The sequence below is a fragment of the Ancrocorticia populi genome (genome assembly GCF_003123745.1).
Taxonomy (GTDB): Bacteria; Actinomycetota; Actinomycetes; order Actinomycetales; family Actinomycetaceae; genus Ancrocorticia; species Ancrocorticia populi.
Genome location: NZ_QETB01000001.1, coordinates 68,912 through 87,074, shown reverse-complemented (window position 1 = coordinate 87,074; position 18,163 = coordinate 68,912). Strand labels below are relative to the sequence as shown.

Here is an 18,163-nt window from a genome sequence, read left to right as displayed (position 1 = left end):
GATGAAAGGTGACGCGACGTGAGTGATACCCCCCGCGTTTTAGGCCATCGATACGAGGTCGGTGACCTCATTGGCCGTGGCGGAATGGCTCAGGTACATCTGGGATATGACACCCGGCTCTCTCGTACGGTAGCCATCAAGATTCTGCGCACTGATCTGGCACAGGACCCAATGTTCCTTGCACGCTTTAGGCGCGAGGCACAATCGGCTGCCGCACTCAATCACCCCTCCATCGTGTCCGTTTATGACACGGGCGAGGAGCAGATCGTGAGCACGATGGGCAAGGAGATCCCCCTGCCCTACATCGTCATGGAATACGTTAAAGGCCGCACGGTGGCCTCGTTGCTGACCGACGGCGATCCTGTTCCGATCTCTGAGGCCGTGCAGATCATCGTTGGTGTTCTCAGCGCCCTCGAGTACTCGCACCACGAGGGAATCATCCACCGGGATATCAAGCCTGGGAACGTCATGCTCACCCCTGACGGCAAGGTCAAGGTCATGGACTTCGGTATCGCGCGTGCCATCGCCGATTCCGCCGCAACCATGACCCAAACGAACTCCGTTGTGGGAACCGCACAGTACCTGTCCCCTGAGCAGGCGCGCGGCGAGGTTGTGGACGCCCGTTCTGACCTGTATTCAGCAGGATGCCTCTTCTATGAGCTACTGACCGGCAAGCCCCCCTTCACCGGAGATTCCGCCGTATCTGTGGCCTACCAGCACGTATCCGAAACCCCGCGTCCGGCTTCGCTCATCGCCCCGGACATTCCGGATTCGATCGATCGTGTTGTCATGAAATCGCTGGCCAAGGGCCGCGACAATCGCTACCAGAGCGCGGCGGAATTCCGCGAGGACGTGCTGTCCGCAGCGCGCGGTGAGGGCGTTGATGCACCTTCTGTGACCTCGTGGAACATGCGCCCGGTCCCAGTGGTTGCACCAACCCAAGTGGCCACCGCCGTTGAAGGCAATCCCACCACGGGAACCATGACGGCCCTGAGCGAGCAAGACCCGGAGGACACGGGTGTCCAGCCAGCAGTGGACGAAAAGTCCAAGAAGCGCAACAAGATTATGATCTGGGCCGGAGTGATCATCCTGATCCTCGCCATCGCTGGCATCGTGTATGCCATTACAACCAGCGGCGGCGACGACGAGCCGACCCCCACTCCAACCGCCACGGCCGTGCAGATGGTTGACGTGCCGTCCCTCGACGGGCTGGACCGCAACGGCATCCAGAGCGCTCTGGAGGATGCTGGCCTGGTCTATAAGGCTGGTATCCCCCAGCCAGACGACAATGTGGAGCAGGGTTACTTCATCAGCTCTACGCCAACGCCCGGAACATCGGTTGAACGAGGCAGCGAGGTTGAAGTAATCCTCTCTTCCGGGCCCGATTCGGTGCAGGTACCAGACATCGTTGGTAAGACAACTTCCGAGGCCTCTAGCCTCCTAGCCGATCAAGGGCTGCGAATCGGCTCCAGCGAAACCGTTGATAGTACTTCGGAAAAGGACACCGTTGTTTCATCTGATCCTCAAGCCGGCTCCTCCGTTGAGGAAGGAACCGCTGTAAACATTGAGGTTGCGTCGGGAATGAACGAGATCCCTAATGTAACAGGATTCGACCTCGCAAAAGCCAAAGCCACACTCGAAGATGCTGGATTCGTGGCAAACCCTAACTATCAGGATTCTGACCAAACTCCTGACACCGTGCTCGGCATGAACCCCGATGCAGGGAGTCGTGCAGAGGTTGGTTCTAAAGTGACGATCTATGTGGCGCGAGAACCTGAGAACGAGAACCCGGGACCAACACCAACCGAAGAGCCCAGCGAGTCCCCGTCCAGCGATGACGGGGAGAATGGGGACGATGAAGGCTAGCTCCGCACCAGCGGGGCCTTGCCGCGAGCTGTCTCCACGGCATTTTCATCGCCACATAGCGCCAGCCAGTTAGCAAACATTCGGTGGCCGGACTTCGTCAGGACGGCCTCCGGATGGAACTGTACGCCCCACAGCGGCAGAGACACGTGCTCCAAGCCCATGATCACGCCAGATTCGGTCTGGGCAGTGACCCTCAGCGAATCGGGAATCGTTGCGGGATCAGCGGCCAGTGAGTGGTACCGGGTCACAACCAGCGGACTCTCGATGCCTTCAAAGACGTGATCCCCGGTATGGGTGATCACGGACGTCTTCCCATGCATGAGCTCGGGCGAATGCCCCACTGTGGCGCCGTAATACTCCGCGAGCGCCTGATGGCCCAAGCACACGCCCAGCATTGGCACGCCCTCCTTCGCACACTCCCCAATAATGCTCATCGAGCATCCGGCCTCCGCCGGAGCCCCTGGGCCTGGGGAGACCAGCACGCCGTTGAAGGAGGAGGGTGAGGGTACGTCGTCGTCGTTCCTCACAACCAACGTGTCCGCCCCAAGAAGGCGAAGGTAATCAACAATCGTGTAAACGAAGCTGTCATAGTTATCAATAACCAGAATGCGTGCCATTATCCCACCGTATTATCGAAGGCTGGAATGTTGGCAGCCACCCAGGGGAAAACCACTTCGAAGAGCACGCCAACGATGACCAGAATGAGGATCAACGCCTCGATGAACTTGAGCCACTTGGGCCCTGGCAAAGCCCGCCAAATCAATCCGTACATTTCTTCCCCCTAATCCGCGAGCTCTTCAGGTATACCATCACTTGGATCAACCCAGTGATCGAACGTCGCGTGGACAATCCAGCGCTGATTCGACACAAAGGGTGGATGGCACGTAGTGATCGTAAGGATCCGTTCAGTTGGTTCCTCCCCGGGTTGGCGAGGAACCGGCAGCACAACATCGGATTCGCTCGGGCTCACGATGTAGGAATCGGTCATCTTGTACACGAGGTAGGCATCCTTGGTCTGGACGATGATGGAATCACCCTCCTGAAGGTTCCCAACGTCACGCATCGGGGCGCCGTATGTTTGCCGATGAGCCGCCGTGGCAAAGTTGCCAATCTCCCCCGGGAAGGCCGTGTCCGGGTAGTGACCGAAGGCGCCGGTGTCTAGCACTGTTGCCAAACCAGTTCCCTCTTCGATTGAGTACGCGTAATCCTTACCGAACCGAGGAATCCTCATGACACCAAGGAAGGCTCCCTCCACGTCTGTGTGCTCGAAGGCCGGAGGATCGTCGTAGCGCGGCTCCCCGATCTTCTGGGACTGTTCCCAATCCTGAGTCTGCTCCTGAATCGTTTCGGCTTGAGCGCGGTTGGCTCCAATATCTGTCCACCACAGCTGCCACACCACGAAAAGGCCGAGGAGCAGCCCGGCCGTGATAAGAAGTTCCCCGATGAAGCCGATAATGCGCGAGAAGATGGAAGGCTTCTTCCGGTAGACGGGAGGATTTTTAACGACGACGTTTTCCTCCGCCTCTTCAGGCATCGATTCAAAGAACGAATCGTCAATCGGATCCGTTGGTATGGAGTGCCTGCCGGCCATTGAGCCCCCTTCGCTAATCTAGACGATTCTAGCCTGAATGGCGCCAGCCCCGAACCGGCCAGACAGAACCGTGCCCAGTTCGCCACGCTTTTGTCTACGAATCGCCAGATTGCCGCGGAATAGATAGGCTTAAGTCAGTTCATCTGAGGAAGGATCAACATGGCCGAGGACGATAAGAATAAGGCTGCCAAGGGAACCAAGCGTGGCATCGAAGAACAGAAGCAGGCAGCGGCCGCACGGCCGAAGAAGCAGAGCCCTTCGGATAAGCACTCTCCACGCTGGTGGGCGCCCCTCATGGTAACCCTCATGATCATCGGTCTTATCGTGGTAGTTCTTGCCTACCTGTTTAGCGGCGATCTACCGGTTCCGGGTCTGGGCAACGGCAACCTCTTCATTGGGTTCGGCATCATGCTGGTCGGTTTCCTTATGACTATGGGTTGGCGCTGAGCTTCGGTCTGGGATTGAGCTATGGACGTCTTAGTGACTGGCGGCGCCGGGTACATCGGTAGCCATACGGTAATTGAACTGGCCGCGGCCGGTTTCACGCCAGTAGTGATTGATAACTACTCCAACAGCTCGCCGCACGCCATGGAGCGCGTGAGGAAGATTCTGGGATCTTCCGTACCCAGCTACGGAGGGGACATTCCCTTTTACGAGGGCGATGTGAGGGACAGCGCGCTACTTGACCAGATCTTCGAGGAGCACAACATCGGGGCCGTGATTCACTTCGCGGGCCTGAAGTCCGTGGGCGAATCTGTGTCCCAACCGCTCTCCTATTACCGAACCAATATCGATTCAACCCTCACCCTGCTGGACCGGATGTACGCCCACAGGGTATTGGGGCTGGTCTTCAGCTCCTCCGCCACCGTATACGGTGTTCCCGAGCAACTCCCGCTCACCGAATCGATGCCGCGCCGATCCACCAATCCGTATGGATGGACCAAGGTGATGATCGAACAGATCCTCGAGGATCTGACCAATACCCAAGAGGGATGGAACATCACCTCCCTGCGTTACTTCAACCCCGTGGGCGCCCATGATTCCGGGCTGATCGGGGAAAATCCCCGCGGAATCCCCAATAATCTTTTGCCCTACGTAAGCCAAGTTGCAGTGGGCAAGCGCGATCGCGTCATGGTTTTCGGCGATGACTACCCCACGGCGGATGGCACCGGCGTGCGCGATTACATCCACATTACGGATCTGGCGCGGGCGCACGTTGCGGCCCTTCGCCATCTTGATCATCCGGATGTGTACAAGGCCTACAACATCGGGACCGGCCGGGGAGTCTCCGTGCTAGAGATCATCAAGGCGTTCAGCGCTGCCGTTGGCCGCGATCTCCCCTATGAGATCGTGGCGCGACGCCCCGGGGACGTTGCCTCCTGCTACGCCAGCGCCGATCTGGCGCGCGAAGAGCTGGGGTGGAGCGCCTCGCTGACGGTGGAAGATGCCTGCCGCGATAGCTGGGCCTGGCAATCCAATAATCCGGACGGGTTCTAGCTAGCTTTTCGGCGGACGGTCACCACAAAATCACCTCTCGCCAATTCGAGTGACTCAAGTTACACTAAGCTCACCGATTGGATTTTAGGAGAGAGGTCTGATCGATGCGCACAACTAGATACCGGCTTTTCACGCAACGTTCAACCCCTACGCACACCGGATTTTATACGGCAATCGCGCGGTTTAGAGACGTGTTGGCGGCGGGCGGTGCCCTCGTCGTGCTGTCACCCTTGATCGCGCTCATTGGCCTGTACGTCAAGGCCAGTCTCGGAAGCCCCGTCCTATTTCGGCAAGAGCGTATCGGCAAGGACAATGCTCCTTTCACGATCCTCAAGTACCGAACGATGAAGCCAGCCACCTCGCCTGACCAACCCGATGAAGAGCGGGTATCCCGGACGGGTTCACAGCTTCGGGCCACGAGTTTGGATGAACTGCCATCGCTGTGGAACGTGCTCATTGGTGACATGGCGTTAGTGGGGCCCCGGCCACTTCTGCCCGAATACCTACCCTTTTACAGCGCGCGGCAGCTTCGCCGCCACGAGGTACGCCCCGGGATCACCGGACTGGCTCAGGTGAACGGACGGAACTCGCTAGGCTGGGAGGAGCGGTTCGAAATGGACGTTGAGTACGTCCAGAACCGCTCCCTACTTCTCGATACAAAGATCCTTCTGCGCACCGTTGGTGTGGTTCTCAGCCGCAGGCATGTGAACCAAAAAGGCTTCGCCACTGCCGCATCGTTTGCCCCGTCCACTGATGGGGCCACCAATAACGCCGGTTCCGCACATGCACGCGGCGAATAGGAAAGCGGGCGGGGTGCTGATTACCATCAGCACCTTTTCATGGGCGATCACGCAGTGGTTCATGGTGTGGATCTTTGCGCGGCAAGGCGGCCCGGCCGCCGCGGGCGAATACTCCTCGCTGCTCTCACTGCTCACCCCCGTCTTCATTGTGGCCTCGCTCGGCCTGCGCACGATCTACCTGACTCACCACCGGGTGTGGCCACTACGCACCTACCTCAACCTACGATTCATTGGTTTGGCGGCCGGCGGTGCGGTATTTCTGGGCGCGGCACTTCTGGAAGACAAGTTCACTGTTTCCCTCATTCTGGCGATGGTTACGGTTCGCACGATCGATCTAGTGATCGATATTTACGGGGCTGCCATCCAGCGGCAGGAGCGGCTCGCGTGGCTGGGGACTCTTGGGATCGCGACGAACCTACTGACTGCAGGAGCCGTCGCGGCGGCGGTGCTAGCCGGCGGCTCTCTTTCCGCCGCGGTGGGCGCGTCTGCCTTGGTTTATCTGACGTTCCTCGGTGTCTACTGGAAAACCGCGGGGCCGGTGGATCAGGATGTTACTGAACCTCCGGGAGGCCCGCTGGGCGGCGCCGCCACAATTCTCAAGGCTTCCCTCCCGGTCACGATTTCCCAAGGAATCGCTGGTGTGGCCGCCTACCTGCCCATCCTTCTTCTTGGCCGTTGGGCCGATAACGCCGTTGTAGGCGTGTTTACCGGTGCCGCTTACCTTATTACCGCAGCCAACCTTGTTGGCTCGGTGGCCCATACCATCCTCATCACGTCCTTCCGAACCCAGTTCTTCTCTCAGGGGGCATGGCACACATACCAGCGTGCCGTGAAAATCTCCATCGTGCTGCTCGCCCTAGTTTTGGCCCTCATTCCGGTGATCGTATACCTCGGCAATCCCATTCTTCGGTTCGTCTACGGCCCGGAGTTTTCGCTTCCCCACACGGCCCTCATTCTTCTGGGAATCGCCATCATCCCGATCGCGCCGTCCTACCTATTCAGCGCCGTGCTGGCCGTATACAACCGGTTCCGAGTTGAGGCTCTGATCTGGGTTGTTGCCATAGCGATCGCCTCAACAGGCGGGGTGCTCCTGCTTTCCGCAGCATTCGATCCGCTCAATGCTGGGATGGTTACTGCCGCACTGCTCAGTTGGACCCGCTTCTTTGGAGTTTTCGCTTTCACCCGTCAAGCAGCAGCACGTATACGAACGCCAGATCGGCCACCAGTGCGGGAGGAACAATGACTAACTCCCTGCCCACCCCGTCCTTCTTGGTTGATGAATCGGCGTTGGCCGCTCAAGTCGATTCCTTCCAGGAAGCAATGGCAACGTACTGGCCAACCGGCATTGTCAGTTACTCGGTCAAGACCAACGCCTTGCCTTGGATCGTCTCGTGGATGGCACGCCAGAGCGTTTGGGCAGAGGTGGTATCCGATCACGAATACGAGCTCGCCTTAGCCCTTGGCCACCGCCCCGAACGCATCATCTTCAACGGCCCCGCAAAGTCACGGGAGGTCATGCTAGAAGCTCTGTCCGCTGGCGCGCTCGTCAACCTCGATTCGCACCGTGAAGTCAGGTGGGTTGCCGAATATGCCCGGGCTCATCCAGCCCACGACGTGGCAGTGGGCGTGCGCGTGAACTGGGACGTGGACGGCGATTGTCCCGGAGCCACCGCCAGCGGGGCGGACGGCCTTCGCTTTGGTTTCCACGTGGAGACCGATCTATGGAACGTGATCGATACTCTGAGCGGCGCGGGAGTTCGTATCGCCGGACTCCACCTCCACGTGACAAGCCTCAAACGAGAAATCTCCGTGTACAAATCGGCCGCTCGGACAGTCCGGCGCATCCTTCTCGAGCGCAGCCTGATGCTCGACTACATTGACATCGGCGGCGGCTTCTTCGGTGGGGCTGATCCGCGCTTCCCCACTCCGCACCAGTACCTGCGCGCCATCCGCGAAGAACTGACCGACCCCAACAGCCCCGTAGATCCCAGCCGAACTCGCCTCATCATCGAACCGGGTTCGGCTCTTGTTGCCGTTGCCTTGGAGTTCCACACGAGCGTGCTTGATACGAAGCGGGTCCCGGGCGGGCGGATCGTTGTCACAGACGGCTCTCGCACCAACATCGATCCCTTCTTTCGGAAAACGTCTTACAGATTCCGGATCGAATCCGCCGGCCCACCATCTGCGGAACACCAGATCATCTGCGGCTTCACCTGTCTGGATAATGATCGGCTCATGGCGCTCGATGCCGCGCCATACCTTTCTGAAGGAGATCGGATCATATATGAGGCGGTCGGTTCCTACACGATGTGCTTCACCCCTCTATTCATCAACCTTTTCCCGGCAACTTACGTAAGGCGTGAGGACGGCCGGATCCTCGTGGCACGAGAACCTTGGTCCCTCCCGCAGTATCTGGCAAAAGACGATTGGACGGCAACATGAACGTGTTGATTCTGAGCGCCGGCACAAGGTGCAAGCTCGTGGAGTACATGAAAGATGTGGCCGGAGATAGCCTTGTGATCACAACCGATTGCAGCGATCTGGCACCCGCACTCTACGTTGCGGATCGCTACTACGTGGTCCCGCGCGTTGACGCTCCGGGTTATATGGAGACCATCCTTGATATCTGCCAGCGTGAACAGGTTGCCGTATGCTTCTCGCTCATTGACCCCGAACTGCCCCTACTCGCGGCGAACCAGCATCGATTCGAGGAAATTGGCACCAAAGTCATGATCTCCCCGCCGGAGGCCGTGGCGCGAGCCTTTGACAAGTGGCAGATGCATAAATTCTGTGTGCAGCACGCGATCCCCACTGTTCGTAGCTGGATTGACCCGGAGCCCGTGCGCGCCGCCCTAGCCTCGGGCGATCTAAGCTTTCCCCTCTACGCAAAGCCCCGCACAGGCTCCGCGAGCAAAGACAATTTCCAGATCGAATCGCTGAGCGAGCTGCACAACGTGGCCGAGCGCTACCCCGGAATCCTCATCCAAGAGTTTCAATCAGGCGAGCCGCTGGATGTTGACGTATACGTGGATATGGTCAGCGGCGAAGTTGTGTCCCTCTTCGCGAAAGAAAAGCTTCGGATGCGCGAAGGGACCGCGGACAAGGCTATCTCCGTGCTGGATAAAGATCTGGAGCAATTCGTCATCACATTCTGCGAGGTAGCCGGATTCCGGGGTGCCATCGATATTGACCTGTTCCGTACGGAGAGAGGATTCGCAGTTCTAGAGGTTAATCCACGATTCGGCGGCGTGTATCCCCACGCACATGAATGTGGCCTGAACTTCCCGAAGCTTCTTCTGAACAACGTCTCGGGTGCTTCGAACCGAGCCGATATCGGAACCTACGAGGCCGGTTGGATCATGATGACCTACGAGGATATCGTGTCGATTCCGCCAGCGGATGCCTTGGGGCCGGAGGCAGCATGATTACACCCGCGTTCGTGATTGATGAAGACCAACTCTCGGTGCGTGTGGCCGCGTTCCAGCACGCAATGGAACGCGTATGGCCCGGCAGCATTATCGGCTACTCCGTCAAAACCAACTCGCTTCCATGGGTGGTTGCTTGGATGGCACGTCACGGCGTATGTGCAGAAGTTGTGTCCGACGACGAATTCAGCCTCGCTACCCGGGTTGGCCATGATCCAGAGCGGATCATCTTCAATGGACCCGTGAAGTCGCGGGAGGGCTTCGTCGAGGCGCTCCGCGCCGGTTCCATTGTGAACATTGATTCACAGCGTGAAATCCGTTGGGCAATTGAGGAGGCCGCTGAGCTTCCCGATTCTCAGCCCGCCGTGGGCCTGCGAGTGAACTGGGATCTAGATACGGAGGTTCCGGGGGAATCAACCAGCGGCCCCGCCGAGCTGCGGTTCGGGTTTTCCCATATCAGCGGCGATTTCGACGGTGCTTTGTTCCAGCTACGGCGCGGCGGAGTAAGAGTAACGGGGCTCCATTTCCATGCAACGAGCGTGACTCGGAGCCTCAACGTGTACCGATCGGCCGCACGCAAAGCTGTTGACGTTATTCGACGCCACGGCCTCGATCTTGACTACATCGATCTTGGAGGAGGGTTCTTCGGAGGGGAGGATCCCCGCTATCCCAGCCCCGATGAGTATCTCGAAGGGATTCGGCAGGTACTCACTCCCACGGTGGATCCGCGACACACCCGGCTGGTCATCGAACCGGGCACCGCCTTCGTTGCGGCCGCCCAAGATTACTTCACCACAGTGATCGATGCTAAGTCCGCACGTCACACACGGTTTGTGGTGATCGACGGCTCCCGGAACCACGTGGATCCCATGTGGTTTGGCGCCAAGCACACCCTCACGATCGTGAGTGACTCGGACCGAACCGTCAAGCACCAGACCATTTGCGGATCCACATGCATCGATCTAGATCGCTTAGCCGAGCTAGATGAACACCCCGAACTACGCGAGGGGGATACCGTGATCTTCCGCGGGCGCGGGCATTACACAGGAACGTTTGATTCGCAGTTCATTTACTACCTGCCACCCGTCTACGTCCGCGAAATCAGCGGCGACCTTCGCCAGGTTCGCGAACGCGGCACCACCGAACGCTACCTTGCCGGAAACGTATGGGAGCAACAATGAAAGTGCTAATTCTCAGTGCGGGCAAGCGCGTTAAGATCATTGAGTATCTGCGGCAGGCCGGTGTGGAGACCATCATCGCCGCCGATTGTAGCGAACTCGCACCCGCCCTGTATGTGGCAGACAGCTTCTACATCGTTCCACGTTCAACCACGCCCGAATATGCTCCGGCAGTACGTGATATCTGCAAGCGCGAGAGCGTTGATCTGTGCATTCCTACGCTAGATCTGGATCTCGATCCACTAGCTGAGTATCGCGAAGAATTTGCCAGCTTCGGAACCACTCTCATGATCTCGCCAGCGCCATCTATAGATCTGGCGGCAGACAAGTGGAAGATGTACGAGTTTTGCCTAGCTCATAACATCCCAACACCACGCACTTGGATTGATCGGGACGTTCTGGATCGCGATCTTGCCAGCGGTGAAGCCCGGTTCCCACTCTTCTCCAAACCGGTAAGGAGCGCCGGAAGCGTTGATATAGGCATCGCACGCGATAGCCGCGATCTAGACAATATATTCGCCAGCTCTCAACGGATGCTCGTTCAAGAATTCATGGACGGCGAACCGTTCGATGTGGACGTCTATCTTGACCTCCACTCTGGCTTAGTTCGCGGTATCAACCCAAAGCTGAAGCTACGGATGCGGGAAGGTACAACGGATAAAGCTCTCATCTTCGACGATCCGGAGCTGACGAACTTCATTGAAGACCTATTCTCGAAAGCTGCCTTCCGAGGAGTTGTTGATGTGGACTTGTACGCCACCCCCACCGGCTATTCACTGCTCGAAATCAACCCTCGGTTCAGCTGGTCCTATGCTCACTCCCACGAATGCGGCGCGAACTTCATCGAGGCACTGCTCGCCGATGTTTCTGGCAAACGCCTAGATCGCGTCGCCACCGCTCGGCCCAAGTGGCACGCCCTCGCTTATGACTCGGTCATCCTCAACCGGAACCGTAACTAGCCCACCGCCGTCGTCCCCCAAAGCAATTCAGGAGGCTCATCATGGTCCTACGTGATTACTTCAACGTGCTGCGAAAGAACTGGCTCATCATCATCGTCTCGACGCTTCTCCTACTTGGAGGGGCGGCAGCGTGGACGTTCACCAGAACGCCGCAATATGAGGCAACCACCCAGCTCTTCGTCTCGGTCCGCTCCGGTGATTCGTCGGCTGGGGAACTGACGCAGGGTTCGGCGTACGCTCAGCAGGCGGTGGCCTCCTATATGGAGATAGCCGATAGCGCGATTGTGCTGGACACCGTGCGTGAGGAGCTTGATCTCACCGAAAGCCGGCGGGAGCTTGCCAAGCGCATCAGCGCAGATTCGCCGCAGGGTACCGTTTTGATCAACATCCGGGCTACGGACCCTGATCCGCAGCAAGCCGCACTCATCTCGGATACCACTAGCGCGGTGCTGGCCGAAGTGATCACGGACCAGTTGGAGGGCGTGTCCTCAGAATCGCCCGCGCGGGTTCAGATTGATATCGTTCAACCCGCAGATGTCCCGGACGCGCCGATAACCCCTCGAGTGTGGCTCAATCTGGTTCTAGGGCTCGTGGGCGGGCTTGCTCTTGGGATCACCATCGCCCTGTTCCGCAATATCCTAGACACAAAAGTGCGCACACCGGAGGACGTCACAACGCTCACCGATCTGCCCGTGATTGGGCGTATCGGCCGAAACCCCGAGTCCTCGAGCGATCCGCTCGTTGCGTTCACCGATCCCATGAGTCCGCTTTCTGAACCGTACCGGGCCCTCCGCACGAATCTGCGGTACATGATGGTGGATGGTTCGCTGAATCGGGTGGTCATTACCTCGGCAACTAGCGGCGATGGCAAGAGCACGATCGCTGCCAATCTGGCCATCGTCATGGCGGACGCCGGCGCCCGTACCCTCCTCATCGACGGAGATCTACGCAAGCCCAACGTGGCGCAGCTCTTCGGTATCGAGGGCGGCGTGGGGCTTTCCGATCTGCTCATCGGGAGCGTTACTCAGGAAGAGGTCATTCAACAGTGGGGCCCACGGGACGTGTATCTGTTGCCAGCCGGGCGCATCCCTCCCAATCCGAGCGAGCTGCTGAGCTCCGAGGCTATGAAACAGCTCCTCACCGAGGTTTTCGCCGCTTATGATTACGTGATTATCGACGCACCGCCAGCCCTTTCGGTCACTGATCCGGCGATCCTCTCGCGGCTCACCGCTGGGGCGCTGGTGGTGGTATCCGCGGGGCGGACGAGGAAGGGCGATCTGACCGAGGCACTCGGATCTATCGCGCGGATTAACGGCCATGTTCTTGGCATCATCATGAACCGGATACCCAAGATAGGGACTGGGACCTACTACGGCTCGGTGAGCGAGTAAATGAGAACCCAATTCCCGCCAGAGGGATAATTACCACGGTAGCGATCGGCCGAAACCTCGCTAAGATCCCGTAGTTACCCGCGGTGATAGCCAGCGCCACTATCACCACGGCGAACACTACGATGATAAGGCCAATCAGGTAGCGCCGATCCGCAAGCAGCTGATTGGGCAGAAATGCCTTGCGGGCCCTAATGGCCCCAAGCCCAATGGCCAGCCAGCACACGAGCTCCATGAACGCCAGCGCCATCACACCGTTGGGAGCAAGCTCCCATGGGAAAGGGCCCGCTAGCACGCGCGGAATAGTGACGCTCAGGATCCGCAGAAGATTCGTTTCATTCACTAAGCCCGGGAAACCACTAACGGCGATATCCGAGAGCTCGGACGTTACGATCGCAATGCCATCCTCCGTGAGACCCAACGATTCGGACAGAACTTGGAAGACGAAGGGAAAGGCAGCGATTCCCGTGCCTATAAGAGCCGATCGGATTGCCGTGTGATACCGGCTGCGCCCAGCACGCACGTACAACACTCCAAGCACCACCCCAATCGTCACCATGTAGCCGAGCGAGCCTCGAATCCAAATGAGGGTAGCCAAGGCGGCGCATGTGAAGGCTAGGGTGGCAGCACGCTGACCCCTCCCACTAACAATCCGCATAGCCCCGTAAAGGGCGGTTGCTACAAGCATAAACGTGAGAGATTCACGCAGTATGTGTGGGGTCCACCAGACGATGCAGGGCAAGAACGCGGCTAGGTAGGCGCTGCGACGGATGGCCTGCGGCGGCTGTGACGGCGCGAGGAGCGCCGTGATGCGTGCGATCACCGTGACAAGCAGTAGGTGACAGACAATCCCCAGCATGATCGGGGCCATGGGGGTTGACCCCGTGACAGCGTAGATTCCGCCCACGATCCACAGATAACCAAGCTTGCCATCCACGTAGGTCACCGAATACTCGGTCCGGCCAGTAAGGAAATCCGATGCCTGAGTTGCCAGAATATGCCATGTTTCCGAATCATCGGAGAGGTATCGAAAAACCGCGACCAACATGAGGAGAACAAGGAGGTCCGCGGCCAGCGCGCCCCAGATCGCAGCGTGTACGCCTGTGCGCTTGGGGGCGAAGGCCAGGGCGCAGCCCAACCCGCACAGCAAGATGAGGACCGTGCCCACGAAGCCGTTGAACGTGTCCAGACCTTGCATATACGAGATCATCACGGCCGCTTCCGATTCAGGAGCCCCTCCAAGAAGCTGGCCTGAAGATCCCAGATGCGCTCCTGAGGAAAGCTCTCCACAGCCCACGCGCGAGCTGCCTGCCCCATCCGGGAGATCTCTAAGGGGCTGGCGGCCAGAGCACAGAAAATGGCGGCCAACGCCTCGGCATCTCCTGTAGGAAATTGCCTGCCCGTGATGCCATCTTTCACCGAATCGATGCATCCCGTGGCATCCGATACCACTGACGGAACGCCCATCGCGGCCGCCTCCAGTACCACGTTGGGGAAGCCCTCGCGCAGTGAAGGGAGGCAGAGTACGTCCGCCGAGAGCACGTACGGCCGAACATCGCGAACATTCCCGGTCAGGTGGATCAACCCGGGCGGGAGATCATTGGCGTATTGGCCGGGTGCAAAGCCTTCATCGCCTCCCACTATGACCGCCCGGACCGCCGGAGAGCCGGTACCCCTTCGTGCGCACGCAGCCAACGCGGCCAAAAGTGTGTCTATACCCTTGTCTGGGTGCAGACGCCCCACAAAAACAACCGTGAGCTCTGCCGGATTCTCCGTCAGGAACGCACGCGTGGCTGGGTCAAGCGGAGGCACACGGTTCCCGGCTTCGGCCGAACGGAAATACTCCACATCAACCCCGTGAGAGCTGCCCTCCCCAAGCACCTGAATACTCCCCTTGCGTGCCAATCCGAGCGCCTCCGTTCGCGCCGCGAGGCTGGTGCTATTGGCCACGCACTCAGTGGAGAGCCGTATGGAGAACCACTCGAGAACCGCCAGAATGCTCCGCAACAACCCTGTACTGGTTTCCATACGTAGGCCCCAGAGCTGATACACCCGGAGCCGCACACCCGCGATGAACGCAGCCAGCGTCCCCACAAATCCAGCCTTTGGGGTGGCCGTGACCACCACATCCGGCCGCGCCTTTCGCAGCCTGATGGTCAGCTTCCACAGCGCCCGCAAGTCAGAGAGAGGAGCCGGATCCCGCTCCCATCCGATGTGGAAAGCCTCGGCACCAGCGTCTCTGGCCATCTCGAAGAGCTGACCGGTTGGGGAGTTTGCCCCAACGATCACCCGCCAACCCCGCTGCGCCAAGAACTCCATGTATCCAGGAAGGAAGGCCACCGCCGTATCTTCCGAGGTCACCAGAATGGCCACTACCCCGCGCGGCGGCCCGTTCATGGCAGCGCACCCGCTGGCTGCAGCGCCAGGAACTCCCCGATCGCGGAGGTGATGAAACCTACCTGTTCATCCGTCAGCCCAGATCCGCTAGGAAGTGTGAGGCCGTGCTGGAACAGGTAGTCCGCACTCCCATTGAGCGTGGCTGGCACACCGGCGAAGACAGGCTGGGCATGCATTGGCTTCCACAGCGGCCGGCTCTCGATATCGGCCCTCTCCAGCCACGCCAAGAGATCGCGAGCCCCCCATCCAGCCACCGCCGGATCCACCAGAATCGAGGTGAGCCAGAAGTTGTCCTCTTCGTCGTCGTCGCCCCCAAAAAAGGCGACCCCAGGGACTTCCGCAAAACTCTCCCGATACAAAGCCCTAATCTCCCGGCGCCTCTGGATCATGGCATCGAGCCTGCTCAACTGCGCGCGGCCCAGCGCCGCCAGCAGGTTGCTCATCCGGTAGTTAAAACCGATGTCCTCGTGTTCGTAGTGCGCCACGGGCTGGCGGGCCTGCGTTGCGAGGTAGCGGACGTGTTGCGCGATCTCGGGATCGTCGGTCAACAGCATGCCGCCGCCCGAGGTTGTCATGATCTTGTTGCCATTGAAGGAGAAGATTGCTAGATCCCCGCGGCTTCCGGCGGGACGCCCCCGGCTGGCTGCTCCTAGGGATTCCGCGGCGTCCACAAGCACCGGGATCCCCCAATCTTCAGCAATCTCCCCGATTCGCTCACAATCGGCGGCTTTCCCCAGAAGATCCACGGGGACAATGGCGGCCACGTTTTCCCCTCTGGAAGCCAGCCCTGCCAATACCTCCTGAAGTAGCGCCGGATCCATGTTGCCCGTGTTCGGATCGCAATCCACGAGGTAGGGAGTAGCCCCCGTGTACATGATGGCATTGACCGTTGCAGCAAAGGTTAGCGTTGACGTCACCACGACCGTTCCAGGGCGAGCTCGTAAACTGAGAAGGCCCAGATGGAGGGCGGCAGTTCCTGAACTCAGCGCCACGGCGTAGGCGCGTCCGATTCGCGCAGCCACCTCCTCCTCGAAGGCGTCTACGTCCGGCCCGAGCGGTGCAATCCATCCGCTCCGCATCGCCCGCACCACGTACCGCTCTTCGAGCTCACCAACATCCGGAGCGGACAGGTAGATCCTCACGGGCCGGCCTCCGCTACCGGCGCCAGAGTATCTCGCTTGGAATGGATCGTGTCCCATGCGGATTTATCCAGCAAAGTACTCTCGATGCCTTGGACCGTGGTGTGGAAGATCTTTGGATGATGCGGCCGCGCCGTGGCCTCGCCGATCCCCGTAAGCTCTTCATGGAGCTTCTCCCCCTGGCGAAGTCCCGTGATGACAATGTCAATGTCCTTACCTGACATCGCAATCATCCGCTGGGCGATATCCATGATCTTGACAGGTTCACCCATATCAAGGATCAGTACTTCCCCAGAGTTCCCAATTCCTCCGGCCTGGAGCACGAGCTGACACGCCTCGGGAATGGTCATGAAGAACCTCGTGATATCGGGGTGGGTGATCGTTATCGGCTTGCCCTCCTCGATCAGCCGTGTGAACGTGGGAAGCATGGAGCCCCGGCTCCCGATCACGTTGCCGAATCGCACAGAGATGTATCGGTGGCTGGTTTCCCCTCCCATCCAGGCGGTGAGCTGTTCCGCATACCTCTTGGAATGGCCCAAAACACTGGTGGGATTAGCTGCCTTATCGGTGGAGATGTTGATGAAAGTAGACACTGCCGCTGCACGCGCGGCCACCAGCACGTTGAGAGTGCCCAGCACGTTAGTTTTCCAAGCCTCATCTGGATACTGTTCGAGCATCGGAAGGTGCTTGAGTGCGGCGGCGTGGAACACTACCTCGGGGCGGCGTTCGGCGAAGATTTGCCGGAGCGCCTCCCCATCACGGATATCCGCAAGAACCACTTCTGGCGTGGAGAGCAGCCCATTACCCGCAATATTGATCTCCACCTGCTGGAGCTGAGTCTCATCCCGATCAAGCATGATGAGCTCACTGGGACCGTACTTCTTGATCTCCGCGCACAGCTGCGAACCAATCGATCCACCCGCCCCGGTCACAAGCACGCGCTTCCCAGTGAGATATCCAGCTATCTCGGCAACGTCAGTATCCACCGGCGTTCGCCCTAGAAGGTCTTCTATGGAGAGGTTTCGTAGATCACCCGGCTCGAGTTGATTGGTAAAGAGCCGCGCAATGTTCGGCATGATCTTCACCGTCAGGTTCGCGGATTCGGCGATCCTTTGAAGCTCCCGTAGATAGGTGGTTGAGGGGTTATTAAGGGCGACGACGACGATCCGTGCCCCCGTCCTCTCCGCCACCACAGGTATCGCCTGAGAATCGCCGAGCACAAAGGCACGCCGGATTCTTCTGCCCTGCTTAACCGGATCATCATCGATGATCCCAACCACTGTGTAGGGGGATTCCGGATCATTTGAGAGCCAATTGACTAGGTAGGTGCCAACGTACCCCGCGCCAACAACCAACACAGGGGTTGTGTTTCTGCTCGGCTTTCTTTGCCGTTCGTCAATAACGCGCGCGAGGTACCGGCTTGCAAGGATGATGGATAGCGCAATAGACATCGCAATCAAGGCAATCGACCGTGATACGGGTACCCAGATGCTGAAAAGCAGGGACGTCATCCATAAGACGAGGCCCGTTGCCCCTACCGCCCGAGTGATCGCATTGACCTCTTCGAACGTTCCCTTGGCGTATCGGCCATGGTAAAGATTCACGGCCGTTCCGGTCATGAATTGAAGCAATATGGCGATGACGCCGTCTAAACCGAGCCATAACCACTGAACATCCTGCGTTACAAAATCGTGACGCAGTAAGGCTGCTAGAACAAGAGCTAGGACCCACACTGCCGAATCCAAGCACACTCGTCTCCACTTGTATTTCATTTTGTCCCCTACTCCGTGCGTGAAACGGGTAGATCAACCAGGATCCAGAAATGATATTCACTGAGAGCGTTGAACGAGTAGCGCGGATTCGGATCAGCGATTTCGTTATGCCAAACGTCTTAGTAAATATCTAGAAGATTCATCCTTGAGG

General features: G+C 58.9%; 17 protein-coding genes. 10 read left to right on the top strand and 7 right to left on the bottom strand.

Annotated features, from left to right (window positions below; genetic code table 11):
• Nucleotides 1–18 precede the first annotated feature (18 nt).
• Entirely contained in the window at nt 19–1,866 is a 1,848-nt protein-coding gene (gene pknB / locus DD236_RS00430) for a Stk1 family PASTA domain-containing Ser/Thr kinase (protein WP_109092419.1), read from the top strand.
• Here the strand turns inward: pknB and DD236_RS00425 are convergent.
• From DD236_RS00425 to DD236_RS00420, 3 genes are read right to left on the bottom strand one after another with little or no spacing between them, the layout of a single operon-like run.
• Complete coding sequence (locus DD236_RS00425) at nt 1,863–2,483, bottom strand: anthranilate synthase component II (protein WP_109092418.1); 621 nt, start codon at nt 2,481–2,483, stop codon at nt 1,863–1,865. The genes pknB and DD236_RS00425 overlap by 4 nt on opposite strands.
• A complete protein-coding gene (locus tag DD236_RS11985; RefSeq protein ID WP_165819776.1) occupies nt 2,483–2,638 on the bottom strand; it encodes a hypothetical protein in 156 nt (51 codons plus the stop codon). The genes DD236_RS00425 and DD236_RS11985 overlap by 1 nt, the downstream gene beginning before the upstream one ends.
• 9 nt (nt 2,639–2,647) lie before the next feature.
• Nucleotides 2,648–3,457: a class E sortase gene (locus DD236_RS00420; RefSeq protein ID WP_243409862.1), complete on the bottom strand. Its 810-nt coding sequence runs from the start codon at nt 3,455–3,457 to the stop codon at nt 2,648–2,650.
• 159 nt (nt 3,458–3,616) lie between these two features.
• On the opposite strand from DD236_RS00420, the gene DD236_RS00415 reads away from it, so the two are divergent.
• The 9 genes from DD236_RS00415 (at nt 3,617) to DD236_RS00375 (ending at nt 12,707) form a co-directional block, all read left to right on the top strand.
• Nucleotides 3,617–3,904 carry a cell division protein CrgA gene (locus DD236_RS00415; protein ID WP_109092417.1) on the top strand — a complete coding sequence of 96 codons (288 nt, stop codon included), beginning with the start codon at nt 3,617–3,619 and terminating at the stop codon, nt 3,902–3,904.
• 21 nt (nt 3,905–3,925) lie between these two features.
• Nucleotides 3,926–4,954 (top strand): UDP-glucose 4-epimerase GalE, encoded by a 1,029-nt coding sequence (galE, locus tag DD236_RS00410; RefSeq protein ID WP_109092416.1) that lies wholly within the window; start codon nt 3,926–3,928, stop codon nt 4,952–4,954.
• Nucleotides 4,955–5,058: 104 nt separating this feature from the next.
• A complete protein-coding gene (locus DD236_RS00405) occupies nt 5,059–5,754 on the top strand; it encodes a sugar transferase (protein ID WP_109092415.1) in 696 nt (231 codons plus the stop codon).
• Between the two features lie 13 nt (nt 5,755–5,767).
• Nucleotides 5,768–6,997, top strand: coding sequence for a lipopolysaccharide biosynthesis protein (locus DD236_RS00400; protein WP_109092414.1), 1,230 nt, complete (start codon nt 5,768–5,770; stop codon nt 6,995–6,997).
• Nucleotides 6,994–8,196 carry a type III PLP-dependent enzyme domain-containing protein gene (locus DD236_RS00395; protein ID WP_109092413.1) on the top strand — a complete coding sequence of 401 codons (1,203 nt, stop codon included), beginning with the start codon at nt 6,994–6,996 and terminating at the stop codon, nt 8,194–8,196. Before DD236_RS00400 ends, DD236_RS00395 begins: the two co-directional genes overlap by 4 nt.
• Nucleotides 8,193–9,179: an ATP-grasp domain-containing protein gene (locus DD236_RS00390; protein ID WP_109092412.1), complete on the top strand. Its 987-nt coding sequence runs from the start codon at nt 8,193–8,195 to the stop codon at nt 9,177–9,179. The genes DD236_RS00395 and DD236_RS00390 overlap by 4 nt, the downstream gene beginning before the upstream one ends.
• Nucleotides 9,176–10,360, top strand: coding sequence for a type III PLP-dependent enzyme domain-containing protein (locus tag DD236_RS00385; RefSeq protein WP_109092411.1), 1,185 nt, complete (start codon nt 9,176–9,178; stop codon nt 10,358–10,360). Before DD236_RS00390 ends, DD236_RS00385 begins: the two co-directional genes overlap by 4 nt.
• Nucleotides 10,357–11,316, top strand: a complete 960-nt coding sequence (locus DD236_RS00380) for an ATP-grasp domain-containing protein (RefSeq protein WP_165819775.1) — start codon at nt 10,357–10,359, stop codon at nt 11,314–11,316. Before DD236_RS00385 ends, DD236_RS00380 begins: the two co-directional genes overlap by 4 nt.
• Nucleotides 11,317–11,357: 41 nt before the next feature.
• A complete protein-coding gene (locus DD236_RS00375) occupies nt 11,358–12,707 on the top strand; it encodes a tyrosine-protein kinase domain-containing protein (protein WP_109092409.1) in 1,350 nt (449 codons plus the stop codon).
• On the opposite strand, the gene DD236_RS00370 is transcribed toward DD236_RS00375, so the two are convergent.
• Genes DD236_RS00370 through DD236_RS00355 form a run of 4 tightly spaced genes read right to left on the bottom strand, consistent with a single transcriptional unit; the run spans nt 12,649 to nt 18,012 of the window.
• Nucleotides 12,649–13,917: a hypothetical protein gene (locus tag DD236_RS00370; RefSeq protein ID WP_133246017.1), complete on the bottom strand. Its 1,269-nt coding sequence runs from the start codon at nt 13,915–13,917 to the stop codon at nt 12,649–12,651. The genes DD236_RS00375 and DD236_RS00370 overlap by 59 nt on opposite strands.
• The gene (locus tag DD236_RS00365) at nt 13,914–15,101 is read right to left on the bottom strand and encodes a glycosyltransferase family 4 protein (RefSeq protein ID WP_109092407.1); all 1,188 of its coding nucleotides are present in this window, start codon (nt 15,099–15,101) and stop codon (nt 13,914–13,916) included. The genes DD236_RS00370 and DD236_RS00365 overlap by 4 nt, the downstream gene beginning before the upstream one ends.
• On the bottom strand, nt 15,098–16,243 hold the full coding sequence (locus DD236_RS00360) for a DegT/DnrJ/EryC1/StrS family aminotransferase (RefSeq protein WP_207785638.1): 1,146 nt from the start codon (nt 16,241–16,243) through the stop codon (nt 15,098–15,100). The genes DD236_RS00365 and DD236_RS00360 overlap by 4 nt, the downstream gene beginning before the upstream one ends.
• Nucleotides 16,240–18,012, bottom strand: coding sequence for a polysaccharide biosynthesis protein (locus tag DD236_RS00355; RefSeq protein WP_109092406.1), 1,773 nt, complete (start codon nt 18,010–18,012; stop codon nt 16,240–16,242). Before DD236_RS00355 ends, DD236_RS00360 begins: the two co-directional genes overlap by 4 nt.
• Nucleotides 18,013–18,163 lie beyond the last annotated feature (151 nt).